The organism is Blautia sp. TF10-30, assembly GCF_003481245.1.
GTDB classification, from domain to species: domain Bacteria; phylum Bacillota; class Clostridia; order Lachnospirales; family Lachnospiraceae; genus Fusicatenibacter; species Fusicatenibacter saccharivorans.
In genome coordinates, this window is the sequence record NZ_QUKM01000005.1 from 150,365 (window position 1) to 169,800 (window position 19,436).

Here is a 19,436-nt window from a genome sequence, read left to right on the forward strand (position 1 = left end):
TTGCTGTTGGTTATTTGCGTGTTTTATGTTAACACAAAATGGGGGGGACTGCAAGAGGAACATCCATTAAAATCCCCCATGGTTGAACGCTTCCATTCAACCATGGGGGATTCTCACTGCTTTATGTGTTTCGATTCCCAAATGATTCAGAATATACATATAGGCCAATGCATACGACTGACACACACCTCTTCCGTCCATCAGCACACCATAACTGGTATAATTCTTATAATTCAGATCATACTCTGCATGCAATACCAGATAATCGTGAATTACAAACGCCTTCTACTCATCTGTCATGGAATTGTTCATCAGTTTATAGATGGATGCCAGTTTCTCATCCACTGCATTAAAAATCTGTTTGGTTTCTTCCGGTGTTCCGAATGTATTGGTAATTCTCAAACCTGTATAGTATGCATCACCATACCAGGCAATGATTCTATTATACGTATCACTCGGAAAATACGGCGAATAGCCATAATAAAAGCTTAAGTCATAGGTATCCCTTCTTATTTTTAAATCTTTAATGGATACCCATTCATTTCCAGCCAGCATCGCTTCTTTCACACGATTCTCCAGAACCGTATACAATTCATACTCCGTTCCGCTGAACTCATCGCCTTCATCGGCCCCGTATGTATCAATCCCGGACTCATCCTGCTGTGGTTCCATGGGTTTAATATCGCCCGTCGGCAATGTAACATCCTCATTTTCGTCCGCAAACGCCTTTTGCGGCATCACAAAAATGGATGCCGCAAGCAGAAACAAAAATGCTGTCAGTTTAACGATTCTCTTTTTTCTCCTCTCCATGCGCTTTTCCTCCCTGCAATTCTTCTAAATACAGTTTTGCATCTTTTAAGAAGCTGACCGCAATCATCACGATCACAATGCCGATCGGAAATGCCGCTACGATACTGACAGACTGCAGACTGTTCATGGAACTCTCTGCAAAAAGAAGTGCAATCGGAAGCAGGATCAGCAGGATACACCACATCAGCTGAATTCCTTTTGCCGGCTCTTCGCCGTCTTCCAGTTTCCGGTAGCTGTAGCACGATGCCGTCAATGCGATCGAGTCGAACGATGTCGCATAAAATGCAACCATCGTAACTAATACAACAACCATAATCAGCGGTGCACACGGCATGGTTTTGATCATCGACACGATCAGATGATATAAATCTCCACTTTCATTATACTGCGAAATGAAATCAATTGCACCTGAAATCTGCTTTCCCATCGAATAATTTCCAAGAATAATAAAGCTGACAAGCGTGGAACCCACACCAAAACCGTATCCGCCGAGAATCGTCTGGCGCACTGTTCTTCCGCGGGAAATGCTGCCAATGAAGAACGGTGCTGCCACACACCATACCATCCAGTATGCCCAGTAATAAATGGTCCAGTTCTGTGGGAAGTTTGTCGTACGCATCGGGTCCGTATACGTTGATAAGCCGATAAAGTTCTGAATCATTTTTCCAAGAGAAGAAAATCCAGTTTCAATAATATACCGCGTCTCTCCCCCAAACAGCAGGACGAAGGCAAGGAGTCCGAAAAACAGATAAATGCACACCTTGGCCAGAATGCTGATTCCTTTGAATCCATGCAGAAGAGAATAGGTATAAACACAGCAGGTGATCAGAAGAATGATAATATTAATCACAGTTCTGCTGACTTCCATATGGAACAGCTCGCCGATGATTTCCGCCATCAGAGGAGTTGCCACACTAAAAGTGGTAGCAGTTCCGGCCAGCAATGCAAAGACAGCCAGAAGGTCAATCAGACGGCCGCCAATTCCATCTGTCTGTTTTCCCAGAATCGGACGGCACGCCTCGCTGTATTTCTGACGGTTTCGTTTTCTTACATGAAGCATAAAGCCAAACGCAACAGCCAGTACCAGATAGAATCCCCACGGGATAAAGCTCCAGTGAAACAGTGGAAATACGCCTGCCCAGTCCTGAATGCTGCCAAGTTCTGCGATGTGAGGATCTGTTGCGTACAAAATCCACTCAGAGAACGAATAAAACAGAATATCTGCTGCCAGACCACAGGTAAACATCATGCATCCCCATGCAAAAAAGGAATATTTTGGCTTCTCATCCGGCTTTCCAAGCACAATATTTCCGTATTTGGAGCCTGCCAGAAACAGAGACAGAAAGAAAATGCCAAGTCCGATGACCAGGTAATACGTTCCAAAGGTGTCTCCAAACAGAAATCGAATCTGGCCAAGTACCTGATTCGACTGCTCCGGTGCAAAGAAAAATACGATACATAGAGCAACGATCAGCGCCAGAGGCACCAGCGTAATCATCCAGTCGATTTCTTTTTTCTTCTGTTGGTTCTTACTGTTCATTTTCTTCCCTTTCTGCGTAATCCGCATACGATGCATCGAGTGCAACAAGCTCGCTGAAATTGTCTACTTCTATGATATCCTCTGCCTTCATTGGCCGGATGCCAAGCTGATACTCTTTCGGGTAGCAGAACATTGCCACATCGTCCCAGTAAATCTGACGGTTTTTCTTTACTTCAAACTCCTGCTCCAGATGGCCTTTTAACCGCTTTCCATCTTCTGCTGTCCATCGGGAAATGCTGTAGAGCTGCCAGCCGCCCTTTCCGCCGGTTCTGCTGCAGCCTGTCACAATGCCGTTTTCCACGGTCTGCAGCCACTCGTCGGTCTCATCATCCGTCCACACGCTGTTGTAACCGGATCGCTCAAACTCCGGTGCCAGAATTTCCGGATGATAGATGATCTGGTCACCGTCAAGAATAAACGCATTTTCCAGATGTTCCCGCGCCACATACAGCGATGCGATGTTGTTGCAGGTATCGTACCACGGATTGTCGATCAGCTTCAGACCCGGGTACTCCTCTTCCAGTGTCTGGAACTGTTCCTTGAGGTAACCGACTACCACGTAAATTTCTGTGATTCCGTTTTTGTGCAGTCCATTGATGACGGTATCAATCATCCGCACACCGTTTACCCGGACCAGCGGTTTTGGTGTTTTTAACGTTACCGGCTTCATCCGGTTTCCGAGGCCTGCCGCCATAATAATGGCGCGCTCTACTTTGTACATATTTCTTTTCCTTCCTCTCCCAGTTCCTGCTGGACAATTTTGTAATAATCTTTTGCGTAACGGTACTGCCGCAGGGAATATTCTCCGAATTCCACGCCTAATTTCCGTTTATATTCGCACCAGTTGCTCCAGAGCAGACCGCAGACTGCGATGTAGCAGTAGATTTTTATGCGTGTTCTGTCGTCACAGTTTCCTTCAAAATAAAGATCAATCAGATGGTCCACCTGCTCTTTTTTGTAAAGAGAATAGATACAGAACATCGCAATATCCACATGCGGATCCTGCATTCCGGCGTATTCCCAGTCGATCAGGCGGATCTCCTCTTTTCCGTTTTCTTCCACAAACAGAAAATTGTCCGGCACAGCATCAATGTGAGTGAGCACCCACTCTCCGGCATTTGCTTCGATGTAATCCTTTAACTGAAGCACATGCGCTTTCGTCTTTTCGTAATCTTTATATGCTGACGGAGTTCCTTCCCAGAGGCTTTCATAGTATTCCATCTGTCCGAACAGGTCGAAGGAATGGTCTACTCTTAATTTCTGCCCGTGAAACTCCCGCAGTTTCTTCATGCATTTCTGAAGATCTTCCTCATTTTCTGCATCGCAGACCCGCGCACCTTCGAGATATTCTGTGATTTTGTAGCCGTTCTCCGGGTTAATATAGGCAATCTCATCACAGATCCTGCGGCCGGCGATCGTCTGATATACAGCGGCTTCCTGCCTGCGGTTGATCAACTGATCGGTTCCCTCTCCCGGAATTCGCATAATGTATTTTTTATCTTTACAGGAGAATAAAAAGGATCGGTTTGTCATTCCTTTTTTCAGAACTGTAATGTTTGTCACTTCGTTCTGCTGTGCTCCAAGTGCTTCACAGATTACCTGAATCGCATCCGTCTGCAGCTGGCTGGAATCGCTGTCAATCTCACGCAGCTGCTCATAGGTATTGATTTCTACGGCATCGGCAGCATGTACAACACGGGCCGTCACAATCATTCTGTCTTTCCGGTATAAGGTTTCCTCCCAGAACGCTCCGTCGTATCGGGAATCTCTTCCCAGTTCTTTCAGACGCTCCCGCACGATCTCCGCTTCTGTTTCCAGCAGATAACAGATGCCGATCATCGCGTTTCCGCCTGCCTGTTCTTTCTGTACGACCAGCTCCTGCTTCCGGTTTACGCGGACGGTACTGTCATCATCCACCAGATCGCTGACCATGTACCAGGAATATAATTCGTTTCTGCTGTATGGATTCTTTTCACACCAGATATCACAGGGAATGATGTAGCTGTTTGATAAATGGGCTGCCGCCGTTTTCAGGGAATGCAGATTGTTTTTCGACACATAGTCCGGAGCGACGATCAATTCTACGCCGTATTCATCGATCAGATATTCATACTGCTCTTTCATAAATCCGACAACGACGTAAATCTCTGTAATGCCGACTTCATGAAGCTGACGGATTGTGCGCTCTATCAGCCGCTCTCCCTTGATTTCCAGAAGTCCTTTCGGTGTCTCTGTATTAATCGGAACCATCCGCATACCAAATCCGGCGGCAAGGATAATGGCGTTTTTCGGCGCTTTCTCTTTTGCCTCACGCAGTGTCTTTTCCGTCGGACGGATCTCTTCATCCAGGTAACCTTCTGAAATCAGTTCCTTGATCGAACGATTGACGATTCCAAGCGAATGGCCGGTCTGTGCGGCAAGGATACGCTGATTGATGAAGGGTTCTTTTATCAGGTTGTTCAATATATCTTGTTTTGAGTTGTTCATATACTTCCTTCTTTCATTTTTCATGAACTTTTGTTTTCGATTATACCATAACTTTATGACTTTTTCAATCCCCTGTGTGTTAGGATAGTTGTCAGTGAAAGATAATTACTTTTGTGGTAGTATATATGTGAACTTCCTATAAAATTAACTCTCATAAAATTCCTTTTAAAGTATGCTACAACTGGCTTAAAGCAAGAACATGTCGAAACGAGAGTTAATATTTCAGGAAGTTCACATAAAAAGGTCCAAATAATTAACATTATTTGGACCACCTGTCAAAGGAAGCCTTTTTCCTTTTCGCCGTCATCAGGACTTCTTTGCGCTTCCATTCATAAATTTTTCTTAAAATTTACCTTTATTTTACCACACTACTCCCAAAACTACAATATATCTCCATTTTTCATTTTTTTTACATAGAACCTTTCTGGCCTAATACAATCAGTACAGTTTTAAACAAAATCTTAATATCCAGCATAAAGGACCATTCTGAAATGTACTTCGTATCCAGTTTTACAACCTCTTCAAAATCTGTAATCTCGCTTCGTCCGCTTACCTGCCACATACCAGTCAGTCCCGGCTTGATTGCCAGTCTTGCTCTGTGATGGAGCTCATATTTCTCCCACTCATCCACTGTCGGCGGACGGGTTCCTACAAGGCTCATGTCGCCTTTTAACACATTGAAGAACTGCGGGAATTCATCCAGCGAGGTTTTGCGGATAAAGTTTCCGATTCCTTTGCCTGGTCCTTTTTCGCTTCCGATGACACGCGGGTCATTCTCCATTTTGAACATCAGACCATCGCTGACGCGGTTCTGTTTCATCAGTTCTTTTTTCCGCTCTTCCGCATCCATGTACATGCTACGGAACTTGTAAATTTTGAATTTTCTTCCGTTCTTTCCGACACGGTACTGTGAGAAGAAGATCGGGCCCGGAGACTTGATATAAATCGCAGGGGCAACGAACAGGAAGATGATTCCGGTCAGAATACATCCGGCAAGACCGCCGCAGATGTCCATGATTCGTTTCAGCACAAGCTGTCCTGCGCTTGCCATATTGATGCAGGTGGTGACCACGGTATAGTTGCCCATGCGCTCTACAGTCTGATTTTTTCCCTGCATTTCGTTCACGTCCGCAATTTTTACGTGGATCGTAATGCCCATCTCGGCGAATGCGTCGAATACTTTCTGCGGGATTTCTCTGCCTTCCGGCAGAACGATCAGCACTTCGTCGAACCACTCACGGCAGACATACTCAGCTGCATCTGCAAGGTTCGATACCACCGGTACGCCGTGGATTTTGTGTCCGGTTCTGTCCTGGTCTACGAGAACAACGCCAGTCGGACGAACGCCGATGTAATCGAAATCCAGCATGCTCTTTACAATGGACTGTGACTGTTTTTCGGTCGTGATGATCAGAAGCGAACGGCCGCTGTGTTCCCCGCTGCTGCGTTTCTTTACCACAGCCTTCCATCCGATGCGCATCAGATAGGAAAGCATTCCGTACAGAGCACCGGTCAGCATAATGGTTGCTCTGGAGAACTGATCTCCCTCCTGAATCAGGAACAGGTAGAATACACCAAGAACGATGATGTATACCATATTTTTTACAGTCATTCCGATTTCCACGAGGTATCCGCGCTTCATGACGTTTTTGAAGGAATCGTCAAAAAACATGATCATCAGCTGGATCAGAGCGAATACGATAGCCTCATTTCGGTAAATTGGGCTTCCATATGGCTTAAAACTGTGATGTCTTAAGAAATAACCCATGACGAAAGCCAGCTGAAGACAGATAATATCAAGAACCATAAAATCCAGATGCTTCAGCCATCCTGTGGATGATTTTTTGTACATACCTTTCTCCCCTGTCGTATTTTTTTCGCCGTACTCGTAACATTCTCTTGTTTCGCATAGTTTTTCTAGCTTTTATATTACCATTTTCACTAAAACCTTCTCATTTTTTCTGGTACTATGCATTTGCAATATCTTCTGTGACGAATACAGAACCATTTTTTTCTTTATTCCAAATATTCTATCCCATTTCTACTTATTTGTAAAGGTGTGGACACACTTTTGGACATAATTATTTCACATTTTTGCAAATTATTACATTTTATATTATTTCATCACATCCAGAATCTGTAATGTTTTCATCTTCTTTTCGACATAGCGATGGAGATATGCACGCAGCAATTGTTCCAGTTCGTCCAGGATCTCTTCATTTACGGTAAAACCATACAGCTTCGCGAGCGGTGCCGCAATGATATAGCGGCATGCCAGCACGGTGCCCGGCTGCAGCGGCCATGGATCTCTGATGGTTTTTCCACAGTTTGGGCAGTAGATGGCGCTGTCGCGCAGGGAGAAAACGGTCAGATTCTCTTTCGTGCCGCACTCCATGCAGGAGAACATCTGCGGTGCTTCTCCGCTGATTGTGATCGTCCGCAGTTCGAAGATGCACCGGATCAGGCGGAGGTCCTGTTTTCCGCGGCGGATGGCGTTCATCGTCACGTACAGAAGGTTCAGCATCTGGGTTTCATCGTTTCCTTCCTGGCCGAAATATTCGGCCAGTTCCAGAAAATAAAAGCCGTAATAAACGCCGGGCTGCATCTGCGCCAGGTCGAGGAAGTATTCTTTAATGTTTGCGCCGGAGAGGGTGTAGCTGTCACGGCCCTCGTAAACCTGAAACTCGCCGAAGACGAACGGATTGGAGACGGCCATCAGCGGGCTTTTCATGCGGCGGGCGCCGCGCGCGAAGGCGGTGATTTTGCCGAGCTCCCGGGTCAGGATCACGACGCGCTTGTCATACTCTCCGACCGGGGAGGCGGATAATACCATTCCGCTTACATTGATTGGTTCTCGCATGTTTCTTCCTTATTATAATGCAATATTATAAATCGAGTTTCTTTTTATCATATCCGAAGTTCTTCACGAGGAAATCGCTGTCGCGCCAGTCTTTTTTGACTTTGACCCAGAGCTTCAGGTTGACTTTCTGCTCCAGCATCTGCTCCAGCTCATACCGCGCGTTGCTTCCGATCTTCTTGAGCATCGCGCCCTGTTTTCCGATGATGATGCCCTTGTGGGAATCGCGCTCGCAGATGATGGTCGCATCAATATCAACGATTTTTCCGTTCGGGCGGTCTTTCATCTGGTCGATCACAACGGCGATGCCGTGCGGGATCTCTTCGTTTAAGGCGTACAGTGCTTTCTCGCGGATGATCTCAGCCACGATCTGGCGCATCGGCTGATCGGTGATGGTGTCCTCATCGTAGAACTGCGGGCCGTACGGCAGATATTTGAAGATGCTCGGAATGATGTCATCGGTGTTCTGATGGCGGAGTGCCGAGCACGGAATGATCTCGGCAAACTGGAACAGCTTGCGGTACGTATCGATGAATTCCAGGATTTTGTCTTTCTCCACGGTATCGGTCTTGTTGATAATGAGGAGGACCGGCGCATTGACTTTCTCCAGGATCTCTGCGATATGGCGCTCTCCTGCTCCGATGAAGTTGCTCGGCTCTACCAGCCAGAGAATCACATCGACTTCTTTTAACGTTTTCTCGGCTACATCGACCATGTACTCGCCGAGCTTATTTTTCGCCTTGTGGATACCCGGTGTGTCGAGGAACACGATCTGTCCCTCGTCACACGTATAAACGGTCTGGATGCGGTTGCGGGTGGTCTGCGGTTTCTTGGATGTAATCGCAATCTTCTGTCCGATCAGGTGGTTCATCAGCGTGGATTTTCCCACGTTCGGACGGCCGATCAGGGCTACAAAGCCGGATTTATAATTTGCATTGTTTTCCATTGCTGTCTCTTCTCCTCATTTATAAGTTCTCTACGTTCTTAAACAGTTCTTTCTCTTTCTGAATGGCTGCTTCGCTTCCGACAACGCAGATGTTGTTCTGTTTTAAGGCTGCATCTACAAGGTCTGCCAGTGCATGAATGTCATCCAGGGTTGCATCGAGGATCTGATCTCTCTCCTGCTGGAAGTCTGCTTCGGTGATGCCGTTGAACCATGCGCTCTCGGAGGTCTGGCCTTTTGCGGACGGGTTCATCGGGACGTCGAGTTCGCTGATCGTTCCGATGATGTATTTGGTCATCTGGCGCTCGTCTGCTTCGAAATTGCGCACGTAATCGCCGATACCGCGGTATACTTCAAGGGTTCTTCCGACGTTCGGGTCACGGTAGGAAGAAATGCACGCGTTTCCGCCTCTTCCGAAAGCTCCGCCGCAGCCGTAAGCGCCGCCTTTGACACGGATGTTGATCCACAGATAGTCATAGCTCAGCATGACACGCAGGATGCGCAGGGCTCCTGTGTAGTCGTAGCCTTCGCGCTCGAAGTTTCCACAGAGTGCCACGTACTGTACCTGGCCGGAGGTCTGGAAGGCTTCGTTTTTCTGTTCAAAGTCATACACAATGCTGCCCGGCTCCACTTCGTCGGTGTACAGATTCTCTTTGAATGCTGCGATTTTTTCTTCCAGCGGTGCGTAGCCTGTCTCGTCTGCGGTATAGGAGACGGTCAGATTCTCTTTGCGGAAGATGTATTTCATCAGGATCTGCAGATTTTTAATCAGTTCTGCTTTTTTCTCATCGAAGTTCTCGTCCAGATCTTTTAAGAGCTGGCAGAAGCCGATGCCTGCGATGCGGTCCTGGAAATTGCTCATCGGGGAGTAATAGGAAGCTGCACGCATCACAGCCGTTGCATTTCCGGCGGAAGACAGGCGGTTCTGCAGGCCGGATTTCATGCTGGAGATGATCTCGTGAAGACGTTTCTCGTCATCCAGGCGGGAGGTATTCAGGATTTCCTCGATCATTTTCATGACGAAATCCAGTTTGTCGTACAGGAATTTCGCGCGGATGCCGAACATTCTGCGGCAGTCGTCATCATTTTCCGGAATGCGGAATACCTGCAGTCCGCAGTTGATGCCGCCGGTCTGTGCATTGATCTCGTTGAACAGTTCGCCGTAGGTGTAGTGTTCGGTGTCCACATAGCCGAGAACGGATTTTAATACGCCCATGTACGGGATCAGATCGTTCGGCACATTTTTCGTATCAAACAGCAAGCTTAAGTAACCGATGCCGTTCGTGAATACGTTGTGATGAAGAACCGTCGTTCCATCGACTTCATGCTCGTCATTGTAAAGTTTGACAGACTCACGTTTGATATCGCTTCGTTTCAGGAGCGGAATCGTCTCGAGTGCTTCCTCGCTCTCCTCTTCTTCCTGATATGCTGCCAGCTCTTTGGTGTCAGCAATGATTTTCTCGATCTCTTCTTTTGACAGGCTCTCTTTGTATTTCTGCAGTTTTTCTGCGGTCTTTGCATCATTTTCTGCGGCAAGACCGGTCTTTGGAATGAGGGTCACGATGGAGGCATGGGTGTTGTCCAGCAGATACGTCTGGATCAGGTTTTCGAAATAGCCTTCTTTTGCCAGTTTTTTCAGCTCATCGTAGATCGCAAGCTGCTGCAGGTAGGCGAACGGTTTGTTCTCGTCATACAGCCAGCTGTCGAAGACGTCAATGCCGTACATCAGGCCCTTCGGGAAGCTGGAGAAGTCCGCCTCACGGAAACGGAATTCGAAATAGTTGATGCCTGCCTCGATGGCTTTCCGATCCATGCCGTTTTTCACGATATCCTTGAGGGTGCCGCGGATGATGGACAGGAATTTTTCTTTCTCATTTTCATCGGCGTTCTTGGCTACGATGGAGAAGAATGGCTGCAGGATGCCGTCCTCGTAGGAGCCGTAAACATCTTTTCCGATGTGTGCGTCAAGGAGTGCCTGTTTGACCGGGGCTCCCGGTGCGTCAAGGAGTGCATACTCCAGAACAGAAAATGCCACGTTTAATTTTACATCCAGACCGCTGCCGATGACCATGTTGTAGGACAGGTACGCATTGTTTTCAAGCGGATCGCCGTCGAGTACCGGGTACTCGTGTACAATGTCGAGGGTCTCTGCAAATGGTTTCTGATACGGAATTTCGGATTTTACTTCTTTTGCATCAAAATGGGACAGGTATTTTTCATCCATCCATGCCAGTTTTTCTTCCATATCCATGTTTCCGTACAGGTAGATATAGCTGTTGGACGGATGGTAATAGGTCTGATGGAATTTCAGGAAGTTTTCGTAGGTCAGGTTCGGGATGCAGGACGGATCTCCGCCGGATTCTACGCCGTACGGAGTGTCCGGGAACAGGGTGTTGAATGTTTCACGCTCCAGGACATCGTCTGCGGAGGAGAAGGCTCCTTTCATCTCGTTGTATACAACACCGTTGTAGGTCAGCGGGCCGTCTTCGCTTTCCAAATGATAGCTCCAGCCTTCCTGCCGGAAGATTTCGTCGTGTTTGTAAATGTTCGGGTAGAATACGGCGTCCATGTAGACATGCATCAGGTTCTGGAAGTCGGCATCGTTGGTGCTGGCTACCGGGTACATGGTTTTATCCGGGTAGGTCATAGCATTTAAGAAGGTGTTCAGGGATCCTTTGACGAGTTCTACGAAGGGATCCTTTAACGGGAATTCGCGGGAGCCGCAGAGGACGCTGTGCTCGAGGATGTGGGCTACGCCGGTGCTGTCGGACGGCGGGGTACGGAACGCGATGTTGAATACTTTGTTGTCATCCTCCGTCTCGAGAAGCAGCACGCGGGCTCCGCTTTTGTTGTGGCGAAGTAGGTAGCCATGTGCGTGGATATCATCAATCTGCTGTTCCTGCAGCAGGGTATAGGCTTTGCAATGTTCTGCGTTCATTTTTGTATATCCTTTCTTGTTTTTCTTTATTATTTCCGGTTTTATGCAGTCAAAAACGGACCGCAGTGCCCGTTTACTGGGATTTTCTGCGGCCCTGTCGGTTTTATTCTTCGTTGTCGTTTTCTGCTGCGGTGTTCTCTGTCTCGTCGACGTGTTCTTTTACTTCGTCGTTTGCAGCGTTGTTCTGTGCATTTTTCTGTGCCTGTGCTGCAGCGGCCTGTGCCATCATTGCCTCAAGGTTCGGTCGGACGCTCTGTGCCTGGGCTCCCATGATTCTCTGGAGCTGTTCTCTGGTCAACAGAAGGTTGAAGCCGGACGGGTTGATGACGAAGCCTTTGGCCTGTTTCATCAGGTACGGCAGAAGGTGCTGGAACGGGATGGCTGCCAGACGGAGTTTTGCCTGCGGATCCGGACGGAATTTCTGGAATTCACCAATATCGGAAAACAGCGGCTGGAAGATGTCTTCGTTCTGGTTTTTGATGTACGGGATGCGCACGTCTGGTCCCGGGTTGGCCGGATCGAATTCGCCCTGTACCTGGGAAATGTCGATGGCAAGGATGAATTTGCTTCGCATCAGGTTGACAAGCATTTCTTCCTCGAGTTCACGCAGGTGCTGCATGCGCTCGGCATCGTCTCTTCTCTGGTTTGGTTTTCTGAGTTCCTGCAGAAAGTATACGACGGTGAGCTGTACGCCCGGGTTCAGAACCGGGAGGTGCTGTTTGTTCATTTTCTCCATGTCTGGTTTCGGGAAGATCTGCTCCAGCTCGATGCGGCGGGTCTGATCGCCTTCGTGGAAGATGACCATGTTGACACCTTCTGCGTAGAGGCCCATATAGAAGTTCGGCATCTGCTTGCGCAGTACTTTTACGGTAAGCAGCGGGGTATTCTTCTCTACATAGGATTTTGCAAATTCTTTAGCTGCTTCTTCTTCGGTAAACATGTATACCTGATCATCAAAGGTTTCCGGATCGCACTCTACGTATGGGAGTTTCGTGATCTGGGAAAATGTGACATAGATGATTTCCATGCTCTGAAATTTCTTCATTGTGAAGCTGTTGTCTACTGTCATTTGTGGTTGAGTCCTTTCTTCGCTCTTAGAGGATATGGTATCCCCAAAATATCTATGTGACATTATATCATACTTTTGGTGGGTTGCCAAAGGTTTTCTTTGGGGGTAACGGACCGCGCAGACCAAAGCTGTCGAAACGGGGCCTGACTTTGCATGACGGAGGGAGAGGGCTTTTCGTAGTCTGTAATTGGGGCGTGCAGACTACGGAATTGTTTTTTAACACATTCTAGTTAATCGCTTTGGCATTGGGGTAGATTTTTTCCATTCGGGCGTCCGGGAAATGGGCATCTATGGTCTGCTCGATGGCATTAGCAGCGGGCTTTTGGTGGGCGCGTTCGTCGTATCGGGCGAGAGCAAGGGTAGATACGAGTATGTTGGCCACCATGAACACAATCAGGATCCAAGTGATGATTTTTCCGAATTTCATCGGGATTTTTTCAATCCAGCGCGAAATGACAGGATAGAATTTTTTGAGCCAGACGACGGCGGCTATTCCCCAGAAGAAACAGTACAGGAGGTTGATACGGCCTCCGAGGTTGAAGGGAATGTCGCTGTAGTCCCAGAAGACTTTTCCGAATACGATTTCGGTGAACACACTGCAGATGTATTCGTAGGCTCCGCCGAGGAAGGTACCAAAGGCAAACAGGAATCCATCGGAGCGGTCGCGGTAGTTGTAGAGGAACCAGGTAGCGAGGGCGATGGCCAGGCCCCAGACGATGCTGAACGGGCCCCATACAAGGCTGCTGCGGCTCATCCAGACACCGGCGGTGATGCGACAGAATATGGTTTCTGTAATATCGCCCAAAAATGCGCCGATGATGAAGAGAAGAACGATTTTGTAAAAGCTGCATCCTTCGGCAAATACGCCGGTTTCTGTTTTCTCTTTTTTCTCCGAAACTGGCTGTACGGCCGGATAGGCACGTTCCACACGACGCTCCAGATAGCGGTAAACACGGACAGAAAGGCGTCTGGTGAAGGCGTCGATCTGATCGTTCATAGCGCTGATCCGCGGCATTTTTTTCGTGATGTGGTGCAGAACAGCATAGGAACCGACGGCATCTACTATCAATATACCAAAGAGAATCCAGGATGTGATATGCAGAAAACCGGCCGGAATTGAATGAAGAACTGTAAAGCAGAGGCGATTGCCGATTTTCATGGCAAGCAGTCCTAAAATTCCCCATAGTACAGAATACTGAAGGCAGATATAGCCGTCCATGTTCCATTTTTTATTGGAATAGTCCCACCATTTGCCATGGCCAATGCGTTCCAGTGCGTGACCGGCCAGCCACTCGACTGCGGTAGCGATAATCATACAGCCAAGGAACAAAAAGACGGGGCTTGACTGCAGTTCATACAGATAACGTGTCATAAAGACAGCTGTGATTCCATAGATGGCGCAGAGCGGACCATTTAAGAATCCTCTGTTTACCATATGTTTTTTCCGGATCGCGGCCACAGAAGTTTCCAGAAGCCATCCAAGGAAGGCGTAAAAGAAAAACAGGCCGAGATAGTCATAAATTGTATAGTTCATGTTCTTCTCTCTATTCTTTCATTATTTTTGCTATTTTAAGGATTTTATTTTCCACTGAATCCCTTGTATACTCTCCAGTATTTTGTTTTTATTTTTATCCTGCAAATAAGATGGATTTAATTTTGCTTTTTTATACTGCAAATATGTTCCTTCTGTTTTCTGAATCAGCAATTTTGTAAAATATTGTTCCCAGCTAAAAAACTCTGTGCTGTCGATATAATCTTCTGGATTTTCCAGAATTTTACGAACCTCTTTGTCCTGTAAAAGATCTGAATTTAAAATCAGCCATTCAAAAGACTCCGGTAAATATAAATGTACGTTCTGTTTTTCCTCTATTTTATTGCTGAGAAGATTCATTTCTGCTCCAATTGCAGCACCGTCCGCAATAATACAGGTTTCTTCTGTTCCTGCCTTGCCGATCATTTCCGGTATTTTTGTTTTTCCACCAGCGCTTTCACATGTAATATTCCTTTCTGCACATACATTTTCAAAAAATTGATACCCAGAATTGGAATCTTCCGTAATTATTTTTTGTACTCTAACAGGAAGCCGTGCTGTTTTGGGATAGATCTGATACATTTTCTGATATATTTTTCTGGTATCTCTGTATTTTCCGGAAACATGCAATCCATAAATCTCTTCTACACTATACGGCAAATTATATAAGTTTTCTCTCGTAATCAATACAAAATAATTTTCTGAACCCCGTATGGCAGAAGCAAATTCTTCTGTTTTTATAAAATAATTCTCCTCGTCTATGAAAAAGATGCTTTCCCGGCTGTTTTCCAAAATAATTTTCCAATTAACACCTTCCAGCACTCTGCACGGTACTTCACAGGAAACGTTGATTCCGCTGGACTCCCCTAAATTTTCTGCCTGCCGGATCATATTTACCAGTGTTGTTTTTCCTGATGCACTATCCCCCTGGATGATTGTAATATTACGCTTTATCACAAATTCATAATGAACTCTGTTATTTTGAATAATAACTCTTTTCTTTCCCTTCATACATCCACCTATACATAAGCCTCGGCAACATCTACAAATTCGGACATATTCCGCACAATAGTCCCTGTATTTAAAATCAGGATTTCAAAAGGATCTTTGCCAAACCGCATCACATGACGCAGATTAATCGTCAGATCCTTTTGCTCTCCTAATTTTAAAATCCATTTTGCACAATTATCTCCACATACGGAGGCATTAAAGATCTTTCCGTCTGTATCGTATGCCATCAGCAGCAACGTTTTGATTCCTCCGGATAAATCTTTCGGTGGAATCGGACCAAGCACCGGGCTGTCAATCAGATGCGCACTGATTACCTCCGAGCGATCCACATCGCGGATCATTTCTTTTGCCAGTGGCGTGGTCAGCCATTCATCTTCATAACAATTATCAAAATAGGTTGGCGGATGATAGATTGCACCTTTCATTTCTCCAAGATATATTTTCAACATAATAAAATTCCTCTCGCTAACGCTCATTATATCGTGATACGCACATTATACCATATCTCAAAGCCTTCTTGCGCAAAAATGTATCGTTTGTCAACATTTTCCGGGATAAAAATGTTGACAAACGATACAAAACTATTGCCAAATGTCGCTAATTCATTTTTTCTCCCAAAAAGAAAGAAGCCATACTCTCTCAAGTATGACTTCTCTCCTTTTTCAAATTCTTTTTAAGGAAAAAGAATTACTCTTCTTCTGCGCCGTACAGTTTTACGAGTTTGTTCAGGTAAGTGTAACGGTCTTTTGCTTCCTGCTCGTTCTTGCCGAACAGTCTTTCTGCTTTCGCCGGGTTTGCACGTTTCAGAGAGTTGTAACGTACCTCGCCGTTCAGGAATTCCTGATAATCTCCTGACGGAGCCTTGGAATCCAGTGTGAATGCGCTCTTGCCTTCTGCAGCGAGTGCCGGGTTGAAGCGGAAGCAATGCCAGTATCCGGTCTGAACAGCGAGCTGCTCCTCGGTCTGTGCTTTGCTCATACCTTTCTTGATACCATGGTTGATACATGGAGCGTAAGCGATAATGAGGGACGGTCCCGGATATGCCTCTGCCTCTGCGATTGCTTTGACTGCCTGATTGTAATCAGCGCCCATAGCGATCTGTGCTACGTATACATAGCCATAGCTCATTGCGATGCTTGCCATATCTTTCTTCTTGGTTTCTTTACCGCCTGCTGCGAACTGTGCAACTGCACCGGTCGGAGTAGCTTTGGAGGACTGTCCGCCTGTGTTGGAGTAAACCTCTGTATCGAATACCATTACGTTGATATCTTTTCCGCTGGCAAGTACGTGGTCTACGCCGCCGAATCCGATATCGTAAGCCCATCCGTCGCCACCGAAGATCCACTGGGATTTCTTAGCGAGGAAGTCTTTGTTCTTTACGATTTCTCTGCAGGTATCGCAGTCGGCATCTTTGATTGCTTCTACGAGTTTATCGGTTGCGGTTCCGTTGGTTGCGCCGCATTCAAAGGTATCCAGATACTCTTTGCATGCTGCTTTTACTTCTTCCGGAGCTTTCTCGGAATTCATAACATCCTCAACTTTGGCTTTCAGGCCGCCGCGGATTGCTTTCTGAGCGAGAAGCATACCATAACCGAACTCTGCGTTGTCCTCGAACAGGGAGTTGGACCATGCCGGGCCCTGTCCTTTCTCGTTTACAGTGTAAGGAGTGGACGGTGAGGAGTTACCCCAGATAGAGGAGCATCCTGTTGCGTTTGCGATGTACATTCTGTCACCGAACAGCTGGGTGATCAGTTTTGCGTAAGGAGTCTCGCCGCAGCCTGCGCATGCGCCGGAGAACTCAAGCAGCGGTTTCTTGAACTGGCTGCCCTTTACGGTATTCTCTTTGAATTTTGCTACAACGTCTGTCTTCTCTGGAAGAGCTGCTGCATAATCGAAGTATTTCTGCTCTGCTTCGTGTGCTGCAAGGCTTTCCATAGCCAGTGCTTTCACACCCTTCTTGCCCGGGCATACGTTTGCACAGGAACCACATCCGGTACAGTCAAGCTGGGAAATAGCCATTGTGAAGGTGTAGTCCGGCATACCGGTCATCGGCATGGTCTGGATGCCTTCCGGAGCTGCTGCTGCTTCTTCTGCGGTCATGGCAACCGGACGGATAACAGCGTGCGGGCAGACGAAGGAACATCTGTTACACTGGATACAGTTTTCCGGATTCCATACAGGTACGTTTACGGCGATACCACGTTTCTCGTATGCGGATGTGCCGGACGGAGTTGTTCCGTCTACGTAGTCTGCAAATGCGGATACAGGCAGGTTGTTTCCTTCCTGGGAAGTTACTTTTGCCTGGATGGTATTTACGAATTTAACAGCGTCAGCGCGGCCGCTCTCTGCATGAGTTGTGGTCAGACCTTCGTCTTCTGCATTTTTCCAGCTTTCCGGAACTGCAACTTCTTTGATCTGTTTTGCACCCTCATCGATAGCTGCCCAGTTCTTTGCTACGACATCATCACCTTTACGGCCATAGGTAGCTTTTGCTGCTGCTTTCATGAGTTCGATGGCTTTTTCTTCCGGAATGATCTTCGCAAGCTTGAAGAATGCAGACTGAAGAATGGTGTTGATACGGGTCGGTCCCATGCCGGTCTCGATACCGATCTTAACGCCGTCGATCACGTAGAATTTAATGTTGTGGTTTGCGATGAATGCTTTTACCTGTCCCGGCAGATGCTCTTCCAGGCCTGCTTCATCCCATGGGCAGTTCAGAAGGAAGGTTCCTCCGTCTACCAGCTCTTCTACCATGTGATATTTGTTCACATAGGAAGGATTGTGGCATGCAACAAAGTTTGCTTTGTGGATCAGGTATGTAGATTTGATCGGTTTCTTTCCGAAACGCAGGTGAGACATGGTTACACCGCCGGACTTTTTGGAGTCATAGTCGAAGTAAGCCTGTGCGTACATGTCTGTGTTGTCACCGATGATCTTGATGGAGTTCTTGTTTGCACCTACGGTACCGTCTGCGCCAAGTCCCCAGAATTTGCAGTTGATGGTTCCTTCCGGAGTTGTTACCAGAGGAGCGCCAACCGGCAGAGACAGATTGGTAACATCGTCTACGATACCAATGGTAAATCTCTGTTTCTCTGTATTTTCATATACAGCAACGATCTGAGCCGGTGTGGTGTCCTTGGAACCAAGTCCGTAACGGCCTGTGAATACCGGTGTGCTCTCGAATTTGCTGCCTTTTAATGCTGCTACTACGTCCAGGTACAGAGGCTCGCCAAGAGATCCTGGCTCTTTTGTTCTGTCCAGAACGGAAATCTGTTTTACAGTCTCCGGAATAGCGCTGATGAGTGCTTCTGCGGAGAACGGACGGTACAGACGTACCTTTACAACGCCGACTTTCTTGCCTGCTGCTACGAGGTAATCGATGGTCTCCTCGATGGTATCGCAGACAGAACCCATAGCGATGATTACGTGCTCAGCGTCTGCTGCTCCATAATAGTTGAACAGTTTGTAATCGGTTCCGATTTTCTCGTTTACTTTGTCCATGTACTCCTGTACGATTGCCGGAAGAGCATCGTAGTACGGGTTACATGCTTCTCTTGCCTGGAAGAAGATATCCGGGTTCTGTGCGGATCCTCTCTGGCACGGATGGTTCGGGTTCAGGGCATGTTTACGGAATGCATCTACTGCATCCATATCTACCATGTCTTTCAGATCTTCGTAATCCCATGTCTCGATTTTCTGAATCTCGTGGGAGGTACGGAATCCGTCGAAGAAGTTGATAAATGGAACTTTGCCTTTCAGTGCTGCACAGTGTGCAACCGGTGTCAGGTCCATAACCTCCTGTACGCTGGATTCGCAGAGCATTGCGACTCCGGTCTGACGACAGGCGTAAACGTCTGAATGATCTCCGAAGATGGAAAGTGCGTGGCTTGCAAGGGCACGAGCGGATACGTTGAATACGCCCGGGAGCTGCTCGCCGGCAATTTTATAAAGGTTCGGGATCATAAGAAGAAGTCCCTGGGATGCGGTGTAGGTTGTGGTAAGAGCTCCGGCTGCCAGTGATCCGTGTACTGCACCTGCTGCTCCTGCCTCAGACTGCATCTCAGTTACCTGAACTTCCTGTCCGAAAATGTTCTTTCTTCCCTGGGTTGCCCACTCATCGGTATGCTCCGCCATAACGGATGAAGGGGTAATTGGGTAAATAGCTGCTACGTCGGTATACGCATAAGACGCATGTGCTGCAGCCTGGTTACCATCCATGGTTTTCATCTTTCTAGCCATTTGATTTTATC

14 protein-coding genes are annotated in these 19,436 nt (G+C 47.1%); all 14 read right to left on the reverse strand.

Annotation, left to right across the window (positions count from 1 at the left end; genetic code table 11):
- Window positions 1-96: 96 nt before the first annotated feature.
- Entirely contained in the window at window positions 97-273 is a 177-nt protein-coding gene (locus tag DXD02_RS16360) for a transglutaminase domain-containing protein (RefSeq protein WP_416388105.1), read from the reverse strand.
- A 12-nt stretch (window positions 274-285) separates the two neighbouring features.
- On the reverse strand, window positions 286-810 hold the full coding sequence (locus DXD02_RS06960; RefSeq protein WP_055220421.1) for a hypothetical protein: 525 nt from the start codon (window positions 808-810) through the stop codon (window positions 286-288).
- Window positions 782-2,350 (reverse strand): BCCT family transporter, encoded by a 1,569-nt coding sequence (locus DXD02_RS06965; protein ID WP_055227905.1) that lies wholly within the window; start codon window positions 2,348-2,350, stop codon window positions 782-784. Before DXD02_RS06965 ends, DXD02_RS06960 begins: the two co-directional genes overlap by 29 nt.
- On the reverse strand, window positions 2,340-3,071 hold the full coding sequence (locus DXD02_RS06970; RefSeq protein ID WP_117760619.1) for an NTP transferase domain-containing protein: 732 nt from the start codon (window positions 3,069-3,071) through the stop codon (window positions 2,340-2,342). The genes DXD02_RS06965 and DXD02_RS06970 overlap by 11 nt, the downstream gene beginning before the upstream one ends.
- A complete protein-coding gene (locus DXD02_RS06975; RefSeq protein ID WP_118666611.1) occupies window positions 3,059-4,837 on the reverse strand; it encodes a phosphotransferase in 1,779 nt (592 codons plus the stop codon). The genes DXD02_RS06970 and DXD02_RS06975 overlap by 13 nt, the downstream gene beginning before the upstream one ends.
- 409 nt (window positions 4,838-5,246) lie before the next feature.
- Window positions 5,247-6,689 (reverse strand): sugar transferase, encoded by a 1,443-nt coding sequence (locus DXD02_RS06980; RefSeq protein ID WP_118666612.1) that lies wholly within the window; start codon window positions 6,687-6,689, stop codon window positions 5,247-5,249.
- Between the two features lie 264 nt (window positions 6,690-6,953).
- Window positions 6,954-7,697 carry a DNA repair protein RecO gene (gene recO, locus DXD02_RS06985; RefSeq protein WP_118666613.1) on the reverse strand — a complete coding sequence of 248 codons (744 nt, stop codon included), beginning with the start codon at window positions 7,695-7,697 and terminating at the stop codon, window positions 6,954-6,956.
- A 25-nt stretch (window positions 7,698-7,722) separates the two neighbouring features.
- Window positions 7,723-8,640: a GTPase Era gene (gene era / locus DXD02_RS06990; protein WP_117509404.1), complete on the reverse strand. Its 918-nt coding sequence runs from the start codon at window positions 8,638-8,640 to the stop codon at window positions 7,723-7,725.
- A 19-nt stretch (window positions 8,641-8,659) separates the two neighbouring features.
- The gene (locus DXD02_RS06995; protein WP_117804764.1) at window positions 8,660-11,575 is read right to left on the reverse strand and encodes an insulinase family protein; all 2,916 of its coding nucleotides are present in this window, start codon (window positions 11,573-11,575) and stop codon (window positions 8,660-8,662) included.
- 103 nt (window positions 11,576-11,678) lie between these two features.
- Window positions 11,679-12,644, reverse strand: a complete 966-nt coding sequence (locus DXD02_RS07000; protein ID WP_022461182.1) for an SseB family protein — start codon at window positions 12,642-12,644, stop codon at window positions 11,679-11,681.
- 226 nt (window positions 12,645-12,870) lie between these two features.
- The gene (locus DXD02_RS07005; RefSeq protein WP_117804766.1) at window positions 12,871-14,178 is read right to left on the reverse strand and encodes a putative ABC transporter permease; all 1,308 of its coding nucleotides are present in this window, start codon (window positions 14,176-14,178) and stop codon (window positions 12,871-12,873) included.
- A gap of 30 nt (window positions 14,179-14,208) precedes the next feature.
- Window positions 14,209-15,186 (reverse strand): hypothetical protein, encoded by a 978-nt coding sequence (locus DXD02_RS07010; RefSeq protein WP_055227896.1) that lies wholly within the window; start codon window positions 15,184-15,186, stop codon window positions 14,209-14,211.
- A gap of 8 nt (window positions 15,187-15,194) precedes the next feature.
- Window positions 15,195-15,635, reverse strand: coding sequence for a DUF4869 domain-containing protein (locus DXD02_RS07015; protein WP_055227895.1), 441 nt, complete (start codon window positions 15,633-15,635; stop codon window positions 15,195-15,197).
- A 238-nt stretch (window positions 15,636-15,873) separates the two neighbouring features.
- Window positions 15,874-19,425 carry a pyruvate:ferredoxin (flavodoxin) oxidoreductase gene (gene nifJ / locus DXD02_RS07020; RefSeq protein WP_118666614.1) on the reverse strand — a complete coding sequence of 1,184 codons (3,552 nt, stop codon included), beginning with the start codon at window positions 19,423-19,425 and terminating at the stop codon, window positions 15,874-15,876.
- Window positions 19,426-19,436: the final 11 nt, after the last annotated feature.